Source organism: Allobosea sp. OK403, assembly GCF_900113835.1.
GTDB lineage: Bacteria > Pseudomonadota > Alphaproteobacteria > Rhizobiales > Beijerinckiaceae > Allobosea.
In genome coordinates, this window is record NZ_FOQV01000017.1 from 16,963 (window position 1) to 30,260 (window position 13,298).

The window sequence follows — 13,298 nt, forward strand, 5'->3', positions numbered from 1 at the left end:
GCGATGCCGCGCATCCGCTTCCCTTCGGAAACGCCATCCCTTGGAAACGCATGAGCCGGCGAAGCCGGCCGGAGGGGACGCCATGTCGGGATTGGACCATACTCACGCGCCGCAGAGCGGCATCGGCCAGGCGGCCACCGCGTCGGCCGGCACCACGGTGCGCTGGCGCATCTTTGGCATCGTCTTCGTGCTGGTGGTCATCAACCTGATCGACCGCACGGCACTCTCGATCGCCATGCCGACCATTGCCAAGGAGTTCAATCTCGAACCTGCGATGCAGGGACTGATCCTCAGCGCCTTCTTCTGGAGCTATGCCGCGCTGCAGATCCCCGGCGGCTGGCTGATCGACAGGTTCGGCCCGCGCGCCTTGATCACCGGCGCGACCATCGGCTGGGGCATCTTCCAGTCGATCGCCGGCCTGTGCACCGGCGGCGTCACCTTGCTCCTGAGCCGCATCGGGCTTGGCGCGGCGGAGGCGCCGCTGTTTCCAGCCGGCGCCAAGCTCAACTCGATCTGGCTGTCGCCGAAGGAGCGCGGCCGCGGGGCCGTGCTGATGGATAGCGGCGCGCCGCTGGGAGCGGCTTTTGGTGGCGTCATCATCGCCTGGCTCATCCTGGCCTTCGGCTCATGGCGCACGGCCTTCGTCGTCGCGGGTGTCGCAACCATTCTGCTCGGCTATCTCGCCTGGGGGTATCTGCGCGACAATCCAGCCGAGCATCCCGGCGTCGATGCCCGGGAGCTCGCCCTGATCGAGGCGTCCGCTGCGAACGCCACTTCTGCGGAAGCGGCAGCCCCGAAACAGATCTCGCCGCGCTCGCTTTCGGCCATCCTCCTCGGCCGCATGAGCTGGGCCATGATCAATTTCGGATTGCTGACCTGGGGGCCGAGCTATCTCGCCCAGGCCCGCGGGTTCGATCTCAAGCAGATGGGCGGCGCGACCTTCGTGATCTTCCTGTCCGGCATGTTCGGCTCGCTGCTCAGCGGCTTCCTCGTCGACAAGCTGCAGGAGAAAGGCCTGCGCCGCAGCGTGACCTACAAGATCGCCCTGGGCTTCAGCGGTCTCGGCGTCATGGCGTCCTTCCTCGCCTTGCCTGAGGTCGCAGACCCGGTGATGGCGGTGGCGCTGCTCTCCGTCACGCTGTTCCTGCTCTATTTCGGCAGCCTCTATTGGAGCCTGCCGGCGATCCTCGCGCCCCGCGAGAAGGTCGGCATTATCGGCGGCGCGATGAACTTCGCCGGCAGCGCCAGCGGCATCGCCATCCCGATCATCACCGGCCTGATCCTGCAGGCAACGGGCACCTATCTGATGGTGCTCTACTTCTTCGCCGCCTGCGCCGCCCTCTATGTCATCGGCTCCATGCTGATCGACTTCCAGGACGCGGAAGCCCGCTAAAGCGCTTTCGAGCGAAGTGGCGACCGGTTCGCGTGAAGACAACGCGTCAAAACAAGGAGCTGGAGCAGTTTTCGATCCAATTTGATCGGAAATTGCTCCAAAGGAGCCGAAAAGCGTGACCGAGTTGAAACTCTGGCAGGGGCCGATCGTCGATGCGCACCAGCATTTCTGGGACCCGCTCAGCAATCCCCATCCCTGGCTGAAGCCGGAGGCCAGGATCCCATTCCGCTACGGCGATTATTCGGCGCTCAAGCGCCGCTACCTGCCCGACGATTATTTCGCGGATGCCGCCGGGCATGATGTCCGCCAGACGGTCTATGTCGAGACGGAGTGGGACGAGAACGACCCGATCGGCGAGACGCGTTATGCGACAAGCCTGACCAAGCGCTTCGGCGTGCCCAATGCCATCGTGGCGCAAGCCCGGCTCGACCGTACTGAGGCCGCAGCGGTCATCGCCGGACAGGCCGCCTTCGCCCTCGTGCGCAGCGTGCGTCACAAGCCGGGCGGGCCGCAGCGGCCCGAGGATGTCGGCTCCCAGCGCACGCTGATGTCGAGCGAGCGCTGGCGCCAGGGCTACGAACTGCTCGGGCGGCATGGCCTCAACTTCGATCTGCAGACGCCCTGGTGGAACCTGCATGAGGCAGAGGACCTCGCCCGCAGCTTCCCCGCCACGACCATCGTGCTCAACCATGCCGGCCTGCCGGCGGATCGCAGCGAGCGCGGGCTTGCAGGCTGGCATGCCGCCATGGCGCGCCTGGCCGATTCTCCCAATCTGCGCGTCAAGATCTCTGGCATCGGCCTGCCCGACCGCCCCTGGACAATGACGGACAACCGCTGGATCGTCGAAGAGATCATCGCGATGTTCGGCACTGAGCGATCCATGTTCGCGAGCAATTTCCCGGTCGACAGCCTCTGCGGCTCGTTCGACCAGATCTTTACCGGCTTCAAGACGATCGCGGCGCGCTATACGCAAGACGAGCAATTGCGCCTGTTCGCTGAAACGGCGCGCGAAACCTACCGGCTGGGCTAGCGCGGCGCGCCCTCCAGCAAACGCGGTCTTTGATCGCGATCAATGCGGCCTTGCACGGATTTGCCGATCAAGGCTGCGCAGGTCTCCGGGTTTTCGGCTTGCCGTCGGATCGGTGATAGCGGCCATCGCGCCCGCTTGCGGCCTCCGCCGGCCAAATTTTCCCGGGCCCGGCCTGCCAAGCTGATCGACCACCCCGAGGACATTGACATGCAACTCCCCCATGCTGCCGTGATCGCCCTGGTCGACGGCAAGCGGTTCGAACTCTTTCGCAACAGCGGCAATGAAGCCGGCCCCGTCCTCGCGCCGATGATGTCGCCCGATCTCGACGAGCACGGCAAGGGTGGCGGTGCCGGGCGGGATTCGAGCTCGGCAAATCCGACAGGACATCAGATCGATGAGGATGCCCATGCCGCAGCGGCGGTAGGGTGGCTCAACAAGCAGGTCACCGCCCGCAAGATCGAGCGGCTTGTGATCGTCGCCGCGCCCCGGACCCTCGGAGAAATGCGGCTGCACTACCACAAGCAATTGCAGGCGGCCCTTGTCGCCGAACTCTCGAAGGATCTGGTCGGCAAGAGCGGGCCGGAGATCCTCGTCGCGCTTCGAGGCAAGTAAGCCCTTGCGGCAATGGGTGCGGGGCGGAACACCTAGAGCACGTCCGCGTTTCTCCGAAGCGCGGGCGTGCTCTACCTCCTTGTTTCATCGCATTGTCCTCGCGAACCGGCGTCCCCTTCGCTCGAAAATGCTCTCGCGCCCATCACCGCCGAGGCTCCGGCAGCGCATGGCGCATCGCGGCCGGCGATTGACCTTGATCAAGGCCATGGCGCAGCCGCGGGGGCACACAGGCAGATCGCTGGGAGTGCAGATGATGTTTCGGATCGCGACAAGACGGCTCCTGATGATCGCGTTCGGTGCGCTCAGTGGCGCTCTGATCACGATGCAACCTGGTTGGGCCATGCCGGCCGATGCGCAGCGGCCGGACAACGCTGAAAGCGCCGGGATCGGCAAGCACGTCGCGCAGCGGCACTGTGGCGGCTGCCATGCGATCGAGGCGACCGGCCTCAGCCCCAATCCGAAATCGCCGCCCTTTCCGCTAATCGCCGAGCGCTATCCCGGCAACAATCCGGCGCCCGTCCTGATCGACGGCACCGTCATTCGCCATCCCGGCATGCCCGAGTTCCACCTGCTCGAGAATGAGACCGATGGTCTCGTGGCTTATATCAGGCGCATTTCGCGCAGGTGGAAGCCAACGCCCTGACGGAAAAGGGCTTCTGCGACAAAAGGGAGCACGGGTACGATGACAGCGATCAGGACCAGGCGGCATGAGCCCGTGATGATGTTCCACGGCCGATGGGGATTATTTGCGCTCTGCGCCGCCCTGTTCGGCGCAGCACCCTCCCTGGCACAAGGCATCGGCGACGCGCGGGCCGGCCGGGAGGTCGCGACATCACTGTGCAGCGGGTGCCATCAGATCGACGGCGCCGGCCGCGATCCCAGTCGGGTTCCGCCCGGCTTCGGTGCCGTCGCCGACATGGCGTCGCAGACCGAGCTGTCGCTGCGCGTTTTCCTGCAGACGCCGCATGGCAACATGCCGCGCTATCAGCTCACGCGGGACGAAACCGACGACGTCATCGCCTATATCCTGAGCCTCAGAGCGCGCTGAGGCCCAGGGGTAGCGGAGCCTTATCCGAACAGGCATTCGGCACCGCATTGGCGTCCACGCCACGACCGGCGTTCGACAGCGGCAGGGCTCACTGCCGATGCTTCTTGCGACGCCAGGGCGCGTTGACCTGCCAGTCGCCAGCCATGATGCAGCCATGCGGCAACACCTCGTCGACCACTTCGGCCAAGCCGTAATGCTCGATCTGGCGCCGCATCGATGCCGCGCTTTTGTAGGCGCTCGGCAGTTCGGAGATATCCGTCACGCCGGAGAAGAAGCGCGCGTCGATGCCCTTCGTCTCCGCCGCAAAGATCTCCGCGTCGGTGCGCCCCTCCTGCATCCGCTTGTGCCGGGTGCGGGAGACGTTGCGGCCCGCGCCATGCGGCGAGAACCCCAGCCCGTTTGCCGCATCCTTGCCGCGCACGATCAGCACGGGCTCGGCCATGTTGAGTGGGATCAGCGTCAGATCGGTCGCATCGTCGGCCCAGCCCTGGAATGCGGGCGTCGCTCCCTTGCCATGGTAGAATAGCCCGTCCGAGCGCCGGAAGACGAAGTTGTGTTCGTTCCAGAACCGGTCCGACACATGTGCGGACAGCCTTTCGGCCGCCATGTCGTGGATAACGAGGTGGTTCTGCTTGGTCCATTCGCGGATGGCTTGCAGAGCCGCCCAGTAGTCCTCGGCCTCGCGCGTATCATTGGGTATCCAGGCGTTCTGCGGCGCGGTTTCCGGCGAGAGCAGCCTGCGGAAATCCTCCGCGACCCGCATGCCCTTGCTGTAGAGCCGCGCGCCGGGGCCGCGCGAGCCGTGATGCGTCACCAGCGCGGTCTGCCCGCTCGACTTGAGCGTGCCGACATAAGCGAAGTGATTGCCGTCGCCCTGCGTGCCGAAATGCTCGATAGCCGCGCTGGTGCCGTCACGCAGAAAGGCGTTCGCCGCAAAGCGCTCCATCACCGCGGCGGGCGGCCTGAACTGCTGCCCACGCGGGCGTCCGCCCGGACCGAAATGCGTCACCTGATGGACGGCGTCCAGCAGGGCCGCAGGCGCGACGCCGGGAAAGACCGAGATCGCCATCGAGCAGCAGATATCGGCCGAATGCATGCCGGGGTGGATGCCTTCCGAAACGGCAACCCCGCCAACCGGAATAGTGCCGACAGGACCAGCCGGGCAGGCATCGGGCATCACCGCTCCGGCGCGGATCACAGGGGTTCGCATCAGCTCGGTCATGCTCAGCACGACCGAGCTGATGTTGGCCTGTTCATCGGGGGTTTCTGCCTGGATGTTCAGATGGAACGGCACCGAACCCGCCATGAGCAGCGGTGCGGAAGGCGGCGGCTCGAAGCCGCGCGCGGTCGCGATCGCCTCCTCGAAGGTAGCGCCCTTTTCCAGCAGTGCATTGCCGGCGGCGAGCGCGCGACCGAACCATTTGCCCTGCCTCACTCCCGCATCGATCAGATCCTGCCCACTCAAAATTTCGGTCATCTTCGTGTCTCTTTCCGCCGCTCCGCCATGCGAGGCAGGCTCTACCGCTCTTCCCGGATCGGCCATGACGGCGAGATCTCGCGGGATGGCTCCAGCCGCTGGGCAGGCATCGCCCTGTTGTTTCGGAAGCCATTTCCGAAACCCCGGCGGCCGAATTGCCGCCGGGGGCCTACCGCGTGATCGTTCGATGCACTGGAACCAGAGATCGGCGTCACCAACCCATCATTACAGGCTTCGTGCCAACGGGCCTGAAGTGGCTACGACGCAGCCGACTAGACCTTGTCAAGCTATTGAAATTAAACGCGTAAAAAATCTTTTCCGGAACGGCTAGAAGCTGCATTTGGCCACACTTTTCAGCGGAATTATTATCCTATAGGATCGACATCTAGAAAATTGGATAAGCCGTTTCATGCGCCGCCGCGTTGCCATCAGCATTTTGGGGACGACCCTCGACGCCGGCCGTGGCGAGCGCTGGAAGCGCTGGCGGCCGACGGTGGCGCTGTGCCAGCAGCAGGGCCTTTTCATCGACCGGCTGGAACTGCTCCACGACGTCAAGTCCGCCAGCCTTGCGCGCGAGATCATCGCCGATATCGAGACGGTCTCGCCAGCGACCGAGGTCCGGCAGCATACGGTCTCGATGAAGGATGCCTGGGACTTCAGCGAGGTCTATACGAGCCTGCGCGAGTTCGCCCGCTCCTATGCCTTCGATCCGGAGCGCGAGGACTACCTGGTCAACATCACTACCGGCACCCATGTCGCGCAGATCTGCTGGTTCCTGCTGGTCGAGGCGCGCTATCTTCCCGGACGCCTGCTTCAGCTCTCGCCGCCACGCGGCCGCCCGGCCGACGACGACATGTCGGGTGGGCACTCGATCATCGATCTTGACCTCTCGCGCTACGACGCCATAGCGACACGCTTCGCGGCCGAGCACGAGGAGGCGACATCCTTTTTGAAATCGGGCATCGCCACCCGCAGCCCCGCCTTCAACGCGATGATCGACCAGATCGAGAAGGTCGCGATCCGCTCGCGCGCACCCGTCCTGCTGACGGGGCCGACCGGCGCCGGCAAATCGCAGCTCGCCAAGCGGGTCTACGAGCTGAAGAAGGCCCAGCATCAGGTTTCGGGCGCTTTCGTCGAGGTCAACTGCGCGACCTTGCGGGGCGATCAGGCGATGTCGACCCTGTTTGGCCATGTGAAGGGCGCGTTCACCGGCGCACAAAGCGACCGTCCGGGACTGATGAAGTCCGCCGACAAGGGCGTGCTCTTTCTCGACGAGATCGGCGAGCTTGGGCTCGATGAGCAGGCGATGTGCCTGCGCGCGATCGAGGAGAAGCGCTTTTTGCCGATGGGCTCGGACCGCGACCGGGGTTCGGATTTTCAACTCATCGCCGGCACCAATCGGGACCTGTCGACCAGTGTGCGCGAAGGCGCCTTTCGCGAGGATCTGTTTGCTCGGCTCAATCTCTGGACCTTCCGGCTGCCGGCGCTGCGCGACCGCAAGGAGGATATCGAGCCCAATCTCGAATTCGAGCTGCGTCGCTTCGGCGAGCGCGAGGGCCAAAACATCACGTTCAACAAGGAAGCGCGCTCGCTTTACCTCTCCTTCGCGATCGGGCCGGAGGCGCGGTGGAGTGCCAATTTCCGTGACCTGTCGGCCTCGGTCACCCGCATGGCGACACTGGCTCCGCATGGGCGCATCAACGAGGCCACGGCGCGCGACGAGATCGACCGGTTGTCTATGCTCTGGCGGGCCGGCAAGGCGGAGGCGTCAGGGCAGGATGAGCAGCTTGCCGATATCCTCGGCCGGGAGCGCCTCGATGACATCGACCTGTTCGACCGCGCCCAACTGGCAACGGTCATCGCCATCTGCCAGGAAAGCCCGTCGCTGAGCGCCGCGGGGCGCAAGCTGTTTGCCGTCTCCCGAACGAGCAAGACCAGCGGCAACGATGCCGACAGGCTGCGCAAATACCTGGCTCGCTTCGGGTTGAAGTTCGACGATGTGTCCGAGACGGTCGCAGATCGGGCAATGAGCAGCAGCGCGCGATAGGGCGCATTCCCTGTCAGGCCCTTGCTTCGTCGCAAAATCCCTCGTTGCCGAGCGCCCGGCTATCCACCTTCCACGGATTGCGCCCGTAGCTCAGCTGGATAAAGCGTTGCCCTCCGAAGCTGGGGTTGCGCCCAGGGCGGTGCCAAAATACCCCTACCTTTTCAATCTCTTGCGCCGGTAATACGCGCGACGAACGCGATCATGACCCGGTTGGGCATGGCCGCACCCCTTCCATGAGCCAGTGGAACGATACGCTCCCAGTCTGGTTAGGCCCTGACCCAGGTGAAGCGCGCGCTGGTCCCTGGACTTGTCCCTCCGATCGACAGGTCAGGCCTGCGCTACCGCTTCACGTCTGGCCGGATCGTCTGAGTGAGGAGATACTGATGCAGCTACCACATGGCGCCGTTGTCGCGCTGGTTGATGGGAAACATTTCGAGCTTCACCGCAACACGGGCGACGAATCGAGCCCCGAACTCGCGGCCTTGATCTCTCCTGATTTGGACGAGAGCAACAAGGCCGGCGGAGCTGGTCGCGACTCCAGTTCCGCAAATCCAACAGGCCATCAAATCGACGAGGATGCTCACGCAGCCGCTGCAACGCAGTGGCTTAACCATCAGGTCCTCGGGCACAAGATCGATAAGCAAAAAACGTCGGCATTATCATAAGCAGCTTGAGGTCGCGCTTGTGGCGGATGTCTCGAAGGACCTGATCGGGAAAAGTGGGCCAGACCTAATCGCAGCACTCCAAGCGGCATAAGCCAGCTAGAGCATTGTCTTCACGCGAACCGGTGTCCACTTCGCTCGAAAATGCTCTAGCGGCGTCGGCGCGACCTCGCGGTCATGCCGACGCTACCCCGACGAGACATATCGCGCTGAGCCCGCCCGATCGGCGAAACGGCGGCGTGAAGGCTGTGGCTGCAATGTCAGCGCCGCTCGGCCGGGCAGGTGCTGATACCAAGCAGCGTATAAGCTGGGCAGACGCGGAATAGCGCCGTGCCGAGCATGATCAACCCAGCCGCCGTCAACGCATATTTCCAGTTGCCCCAGCCTGCGAGCAAACCAGCAGCTTGCGGAATGAAAGCAGCCGCAACCAGAACGACGCCCAGGCCAAAACGCAGAACTGCTCTGAGACAGGTAGCCGGGTTTGGTGGTAGCCTCCGGAGTGCCCATCATCTCGGCCGAGTTCATGTCGCACAGCGCTCCGGCCAGCTTGGTCAAGCCAATCGCGCCTCAGGGGTGCAGTCGGCGTGATCCAGGTAACGCACGGTGTCTCTGGATTGAAGAGAGCTGATGATAGTATAAGTTATGCTGAGGACTGTGCAGCGCGGTCGCCAGTCCTTGCGAAAAGATCCCCTCTGACCTTGGAGGAGGATGCCCATGGCACCCTGGACTGTAATCGCCTCGTTGATTCTGGCGGCATGCCCCCTGTCAGCCGAAGCGGCTGGCGACCCTGCCGCAGGCGAAAAGATTTTCCTGAAATGCCGCGCCTGCCACCAGATCGGCGAAACCGCCAAGAACGCCGTCGGGCCGAAGCTGAACGGCCTATTCGGCCGGCCGGCCGGCTCGATCGAAGGCTACAGCTATTCGCCCGCCAACAAGAATTCCGGCATCACCTGGGACGAAGCGACGTTCCGCGACTACATCAGGGCGCCACAGGCGAAAGTCCCCGGCACCAAGATGGTGTTTCCGGGCCTCAAATCCGATCAGGAAATCGACGACGCCGTCGCCTTCCTCAAGCAATTTGACGCCGACGGAAAGAAAAAATAGCCGGATCGCCGCGAGACTGCAGCATGGGAGCCGTCAGCATCCGCCTGACATCAATTGACAACCATCGTAAGCAGGACGACAACATTGGATGACTATGGGATGAAGGCTTGAATGCCTTCTAGCCCTTTATCAGGGGTTTGCGCCAGATTCGGCGCATGGTCGTCAAGGCGAACCTGAGGTTCGGCGATGGCGGGAAGACAGAAACGCCTGAAACCTGCGAGCGCGCTCAGCCGAGCCTGCGCCCCACGGCTTTCATGTGCAGCCGCGCCTCAGCCCATCGATCGCTGCGTTTCCCATAGCAGGCCCGGACGCTTTCCGGGCCGTTTGCCCGTTTTCATACTGAACGAGACTTCGTCTTCGTAACGTCGCGGCGCAAGCTCCGGGCCGCGGCGCTCCTTGGTTCCTGTTCATCGCCACCCTGGGCAAGGATGACAGAGCATGGCTATCGCAGTCGCACTGGCTTTGGTGGTGATCGGCTCGGTGGTGTTTCACTTCCTGAGTCCGTGGTGGTGGACGCCTATCGCTTCGAACTGGCGCTATATCGACGACACCATCATCGTCACCTTCTGGATCACCGGCGCCGTCTTCGCGGCCGTCGTGCTGTTCATGGCCTATTGCGTCCTCCGGTTCCGCCATCGCGAGGGTAGCCGGGCCGCCTATGAGCCCGAGAACAAGCGGCTCGAATGGTGGCTCGCGATCGGCACCGGCGTTGGGGTCGCGGCCATGCTCGCGCCCGGTCTCGTGGTCTGGAGCCAGTTCGTGACGGTGCCGAAGGACGCCACCACCGTCGAGATCGTGGGCCAGCAATGGCAATGGAGCTACCGGCTTCCCGGCGCGGATGGCCGGCTCGGCGCGACCGACGTCGCCCATGTCAGCCCGGAGAATCCGCTGGGTCTCGACCCGAAGGACCCGCGCGGGCAGGACGACATCATCATCCAGGGCGATCAGCTCCATCTCCAGCTCGACAAGCCGGTCAGGATGCTGCTCCGCTCGCTCGACGTCGTGCATGATTTCTACGTGCCGGAATTCCGCGCCAAGATGGACATGATCCCCGGCACCGTCACCTATTACTGGCTCACGCCGACACGGGCCGGGGTTTTTGAGGCGCTGTGCGCCGAACTCTGCAGCACCGGCCACAGCTTCATGCGCGGCGGCGTCGTGGTCGAGCCGGCGGGCGACTATCAGGCCTGGCTACAGCAACAAAAGACCTTCGCCCAGCTCCAGGCTCCGGCCAAGACGCAGGCGAGGAACCAAGACGCAGGCGAGGAACTCGGCGAGGCAACGCGGTGAGCCCGGCACCGGGCCGCCGCGTCTGAAATTGGGAGGGAGGGTGTCCTATGGCGGATGTGACACACGGCACTCTGGAACCGCTGTCGGCCGGCGGCATCGACGATGTCGAGCTCTATCACCCGAAGAGCTGGATCACGAAATACGTCTTCTCCCAGGACGCCAAGGTGATCGCCATTCAGTATTCCATGGTGGCGCTGGCGATCGGACTCGTCGCGCTGGTGCTGTCCTGGCTGATGCGCATGCAGCTCGCCTTTCCCGGCCTGCTCTCCTTTATCGACGCGGACCACTATTATCAGCTCATCACCATGCATGGGATGATCATGGTGATCTATCTGCTGACCGCCTTGTTTCTCGGCGGTTTCGGCAACTACCTGATCCCGCTGATGCTCGGCGCGCGCGACATGGTGTTCCCTTATGTGAACATGCTGAGCTTCTGGATCTATTTCCTGGCCGTGCTGGTCCTCGTCGGCGGTTTCTTCGTGCCGGGCGGGCCGACGGGCGCGGGCTGGACGCTCTATCCGCCGCAGGCGATCCTCGCCAACACGCCGGGCCAGCAATGGGGCATCATCGTGCTGCTGGTCTCGCTGATGCTCTTCATCATCGGCTTCACCATGGGCGGGCTGAACTATGTCGTGACCGTGCTGCAGGGGCGCTGCAGGGGGATGACGCTGATGCGGATGCCGCTGACGATCTGGGGCATCTTCACCGCCACGATCATGGCGCTTCTGGCCTTCCCGGCGCTCTTCGTCGGCGCCGTGATGATGCTGCTCGACCGGCTGATCGGCACGAGCTTCTTCATGCCGGCCATCGCCGCGATGGGCGAGCAGCTGCCCTATAAAGGCGGCAGCCCGATCCTGTTCCAGCACCTGTTCTGGTTCTTCGGCCACCCGGAGGTCTACATCGTCGCGCTGCCGGCCTTCGGCATCGTCTCCGACCTGATCAGCACCCATGCGCGGAAGAACATCTTCGGCTATCGCATGATGGTCTGGGCGCTGGTCGCGATCGGGGCGCTGAGCTTCGTCGTCTGGGCGCACCACATGTATGTCAGCGGCATGCACCCCTCCTTCGGGTTCTTCTTCGCCACCACGACGCTGATCATCGCCATTCCGACCGCGATCAAGGTCTATAACTGGGTGCTGACGCTCTGGCGCGGCGACATCCATTTCACGCCGCCGATGCTGTTCGCGCTCGGCTTCATCGTGACCTTCGTGAATGGCGGTCTGACCGGCCTGTTCCTCGGCAATGTCGTCGTCGATGTGCCGCTATCCGACACGATGTTCGTCGTCGCGCATTTCCACATGGTGATGGGTGTCGCGCCGATCCTCGTGGTCTTCGGCGCGATCTACCACTGGTATCCGAAAGTCACCGGGCGGATGCTTGATGACGCACTCGCGAAGCTGCATTTCTCGGTCACCTTCCTCGGCGCCTATCTGATCTTCTTCCCGATGCATTATATCGGGCTGATGGGCGTGCCGCGCCGCTATCATGAGATGGGCGAGATGGCGTTCGTCCCGCCATCGACCGCAACCCTGAATGCCTTCATCACGATCGTCGCCCTGATCGTCGGCGCGGCCCAGCTCGTCTTCCTGTTCAACCTCGTCTGGAGCGTCAGGCACGGCCGACCGGCCGGTGGCAACCCCTGGCGCGCGACCACGCTCGAATGGCAGACGCCGCAGACGCCGCCGGCCCATGGCAACTGGGGCCAGACCCTGCCCGTGGTTTATCGCTGGGCCTATGACTACAGCGTGCCTGGCGCCGCGCAAGATTTTCTGCCGCAGAACCAGCCTCCCGATCCACGGACCGCGTGAGGAGGGGCCGACATGATCGTGATCGTCATCTTCATGGTCATCATGGCAGCGCTCGCCGGCTGGTGGCTGTCGGGCCAGGGTCTGGCCACCAAACCCTGGCTTGTGGTCGGCGTGATCGGCGATAGCGGGAGTGCGCGATCGTCACCGCGACGGATCGCGAAGGTCGGCCTCGGCGCCTTCCTGGTCGTCGCCGGCTCGCTGTTTTCACTTCTCGTCAGCGCCTATGCGATGCGCATGGGCATGCCGGACTGGGGTTCGCTGCCGATGCCGACCGTGTTGTGGTTCAGCACCGGGCTGCTGCTGCTGAGCAGCATCGTGCTGCACACGACGGTGATCGCGGCGCGCCGTGACGAGCTTGACGCCGTCCGTTCGGGCCTTCTCGCGACCGTGGCGACCTCGCTTGCCTTTCTTGCCTGCCAGGTGCTGGCATGGCGGGAACTTGCCGCCTCCGGCTATTTCAGCGCGGCCAACCCGGCCAGCGCCTTCTTCTATCTGGTCACGGCGCTTCACGGACTGCACATGCTGGGTGGGCTGGTGGTGCTGAACCGCACGGCCGTCACGGCATTCGCCCTGGCTGGGACGAGCCCGCCGCAAGCACTCGCTCGCTTGCGCCTCAGCGTCGAGCTCTGCACCAGCTATTGGCACTTCCTGCTCCTGGTCTGGCTCGTCCTGTTCAGCCTCCTGATGCGCTGGACCGACGATCTCATCGAGATCTGCAGGGGATTGCTGAGTTAGAGCGCTTTCGAGCGAAGTGGACACCGGTTTGCGGCAAGACAACGCGTTAAAACAATAAGTTTGAGCAATTGAACGATCCGACCTGATCGGAC

At 63.9% G+C, this 13,298-nt stretch carries 13 protein-coding genes; 11 read left to right on the forward strand and 2 right to left on the reverse strand.

Features of this window, described 5'->3' with window-relative positions:
* Window positions 1–82 precede the first annotated feature (82 nt).
* From BMZ97_RS29060 to BMZ97_RS29080, 5 genes are all read left to right on the forward strand, one after another.
* On the forward strand, window positions 83–1,393 hold the full coding sequence (locus tag BMZ97_RS29060; RefSeq protein ID WP_092178221.1) for an MFS transporter: 1,311 nt from the start codon (window positions 83–85) through the stop codon (window positions 1,391–1,393).
* Window positions 1,394–1,508: 115 nt separating this feature from the next.
* Window positions 1,509–2,423 (forward strand): amidohydrolase family protein, encoded by a 915-nt coding sequence (locus tag BMZ97_RS29065; RefSeq protein WP_092178050.1) that lies wholly within the window; start codon window positions 1,509–1,511, stop codon window positions 2,421–2,423.
* Between the two features lie 207 nt (window positions 2,424–2,630).
* Window positions 2,631–3,035, forward strand: coding sequence for a baeRF12 domain-containing protein (locus BMZ97_RS29070; protein WP_092178223.1), 405 nt, complete (start codon window positions 2,631–2,633; stop codon window positions 3,033–3,035).
* A 193-nt stretch (window positions 3,036–3,228) separates the two neighbouring features.
* The gene (locus BMZ97_RS29075; RefSeq protein WP_139221384.1) at window positions 3,229–3,678 is read left to right on the forward strand and encodes a c-type cytochrome; all 450 of its coding nucleotides are present in this window, start codon (window positions 3,229–3,231) and stop codon (window positions 3,676–3,678) included.
* A 75-nt stretch (window positions 3,679–3,753) separates the two neighbouring features.
* A complete protein-coding gene (locus BMZ97_RS29080) occupies window positions 3,754–4,083 on the forward strand; it encodes a c-type cytochrome (protein WP_244546664.1) in 330 nt (109 codons plus the stop codon).
* Window positions 4,084–4,171: 88 nt separating this feature from the next.
* On the opposite strand, the gene BMZ97_RS29085 is transcribed toward BMZ97_RS29080, so the two are convergent.
* Entirely contained in the window at window positions 4,172–5,560 is a 1,389-nt protein-coding gene (locus BMZ97_RS29085; RefSeq protein WP_175525791.1) for an RtcB family protein, read from the reverse strand.
* 409 nt (window positions 5,561–5,969) lie between these two features.
* On the opposite strand from BMZ97_RS29085, the gene rtcR reads away from it, so the two are divergent.
* Together rtcR and BMZ97_RS31055 are read left to right on the forward strand one after the other, a co-directional pair.
* On the forward strand, window positions 5,970–7,607 hold the full coding sequence (gene rtcR / locus BMZ97_RS29090; RefSeq protein ID WP_092178054.1) for an RNA repair transcriptional activator RtcR: 1,638 nt from the start codon (window positions 5,970–5,972) through the stop codon (window positions 7,605–7,607).
* Between the two features lie 383 nt (window positions 7,608–7,990).
* On the forward strand, window positions 7,991–8,272 hold the full coding sequence (locus BMZ97_RS31055) for a hypothetical protein (RefSeq protein ID WP_139221385.1): 282 nt from the start codon (window positions 7,991–7,993) through the stop codon (window positions 8,270–8,272).
* A 257-nt stretch (window positions 8,273–8,529) separates the two neighbouring features.
* Here BMZ97_RS31055 and BMZ97_RS29100 read toward each other — a convergent pair whose 3' ends face one another.
* Window positions 8,530–8,724 (reverse strand): YgaP family membrane protein, encoded by a 195-nt coding sequence (locus tag BMZ97_RS29100; RefSeq protein WP_092178058.1) that lies wholly within the window; start codon window positions 8,722–8,724, stop codon window positions 8,530–8,532.
* Window positions 8,725–8,983: 259 nt separating this feature from the next.
* On the opposite strand from BMZ97_RS29100, the gene BMZ97_RS29105 reads away from it, so the two are divergent.
* The 4 genes from BMZ97_RS29105 (at window position 8,984) to BMZ97_RS29120 (ending at window position 13,206) form a co-directional block, all read left to right on the forward strand.
* Complete coding sequence (locus BMZ97_RS29105; protein ID WP_092178060.1) at window positions 8,984–9,373, forward strand: c-type cytochrome; 390 nt, start codon at window positions 8,984–8,986, stop codon at window positions 9,371–9,373.
* Window positions 9,374–9,811: 438 nt separating this feature from the next.
* Window positions 9,812–10,663, forward strand: a complete 852-nt coding sequence (locus BMZ97_RS29110) for a cytochrome c oxidase subunit II (RefSeq protein WP_092178062.1) — start codon at window positions 9,812–9,814, stop codon at window positions 10,661–10,663.
* Window positions 10,664–10,710: 47 nt separating this feature from the next.
* Entirely contained in the window at window positions 10,711–12,471 is a 1,761-nt protein-coding gene (locus tag BMZ97_RS29115) for a cbb3-type cytochrome c oxidase subunit I (protein ID WP_092178064.1), read from the forward strand.
* A 12-nt stretch (window positions 12,472–12,483) separates the two neighbouring features.
* Window positions 12,484–13,206, forward strand: a complete 723-nt coding sequence (locus BMZ97_RS29120; protein WP_092178066.1) for a cytochrome c oxidase subunit 3 — start codon at window positions 12,484–12,486, stop codon at window positions 13,204–13,206.
* Window positions 13,207–13,298: the final 92 nt, after the last annotated feature.

Excerpts from the sequence above, each read along its gene's own strand:
- BMZ97_RS29060 (WP_092178221.1), top strand. The coding sequence starts at position 83 with ATGTCGGGATTGGACCATACTCACGCGCCGCAGAGCGGCATCGGCCAG.
- BMZ97_RS29070 (WP_092178223.1), top strand. The coding sequence starts at position 2,631 with ATGCAACTCCCCCATGCTGCCGTGATCGCCCTGGTCGACGGCAAGCGG.
- BMZ97_RS29080 (WP_244546664.1), top strand. The coding sequence starts at position 3,754 with ATGATGTTCCACGGCCGATGGGGATTATTTGCGCTCTGCGCCGCCCTG.
- BMZ97_RS29085 (WP_175525791.1), bottom strand. The coding sequence starts at position 5,560 with ATGACCGAAATTTTGAGTGGGCAGGATCTGATCGATGCGGGAGTGAGG.
- rtcR (WP_092178054.1), top strand. The coding sequence starts at position 5,970 with ATGCGCCGCCGCGTTGCCATCAGCATTTTGGGGACGACCCTCGACGCC.
- BMZ97_RS31055 (WP_139221385.1), top strand. The coding sequence starts at position 7,991 with ATGCAGCTACCACATGGCGCCGTTGTCGCGCTGGTTGATGGGAAACAT.
- BMZ97_RS29105 (WP_092178060.1), top strand. The coding sequence starts at position 8,984 with ATGGCACCCTGGACTGTAATCGCCTCGTTGATTCTGGCGGCATGCCCC.
- BMZ97_RS29110 (WP_092178062.1), top strand. The coding sequence starts at position 9,812 with ATGGCTATCGCAGTCGCACTGGCTTTGGTGGTGATCGGCTCGGTGGTG.
- BMZ97_RS29115 (WP_092178064.1), top strand. The coding sequence starts at position 10,711 with ATGGCGGATGTGACACACGGCACTCTGGAACCGCTGTCGGCCGGCGGC.
- BMZ97_RS29120 (WP_092178066.1), top strand. The coding sequence starts at position 12,484 with ATGATCGTGATCGTCATCTTCATGGTCATCATGGCAGCGCTCGCCGGC.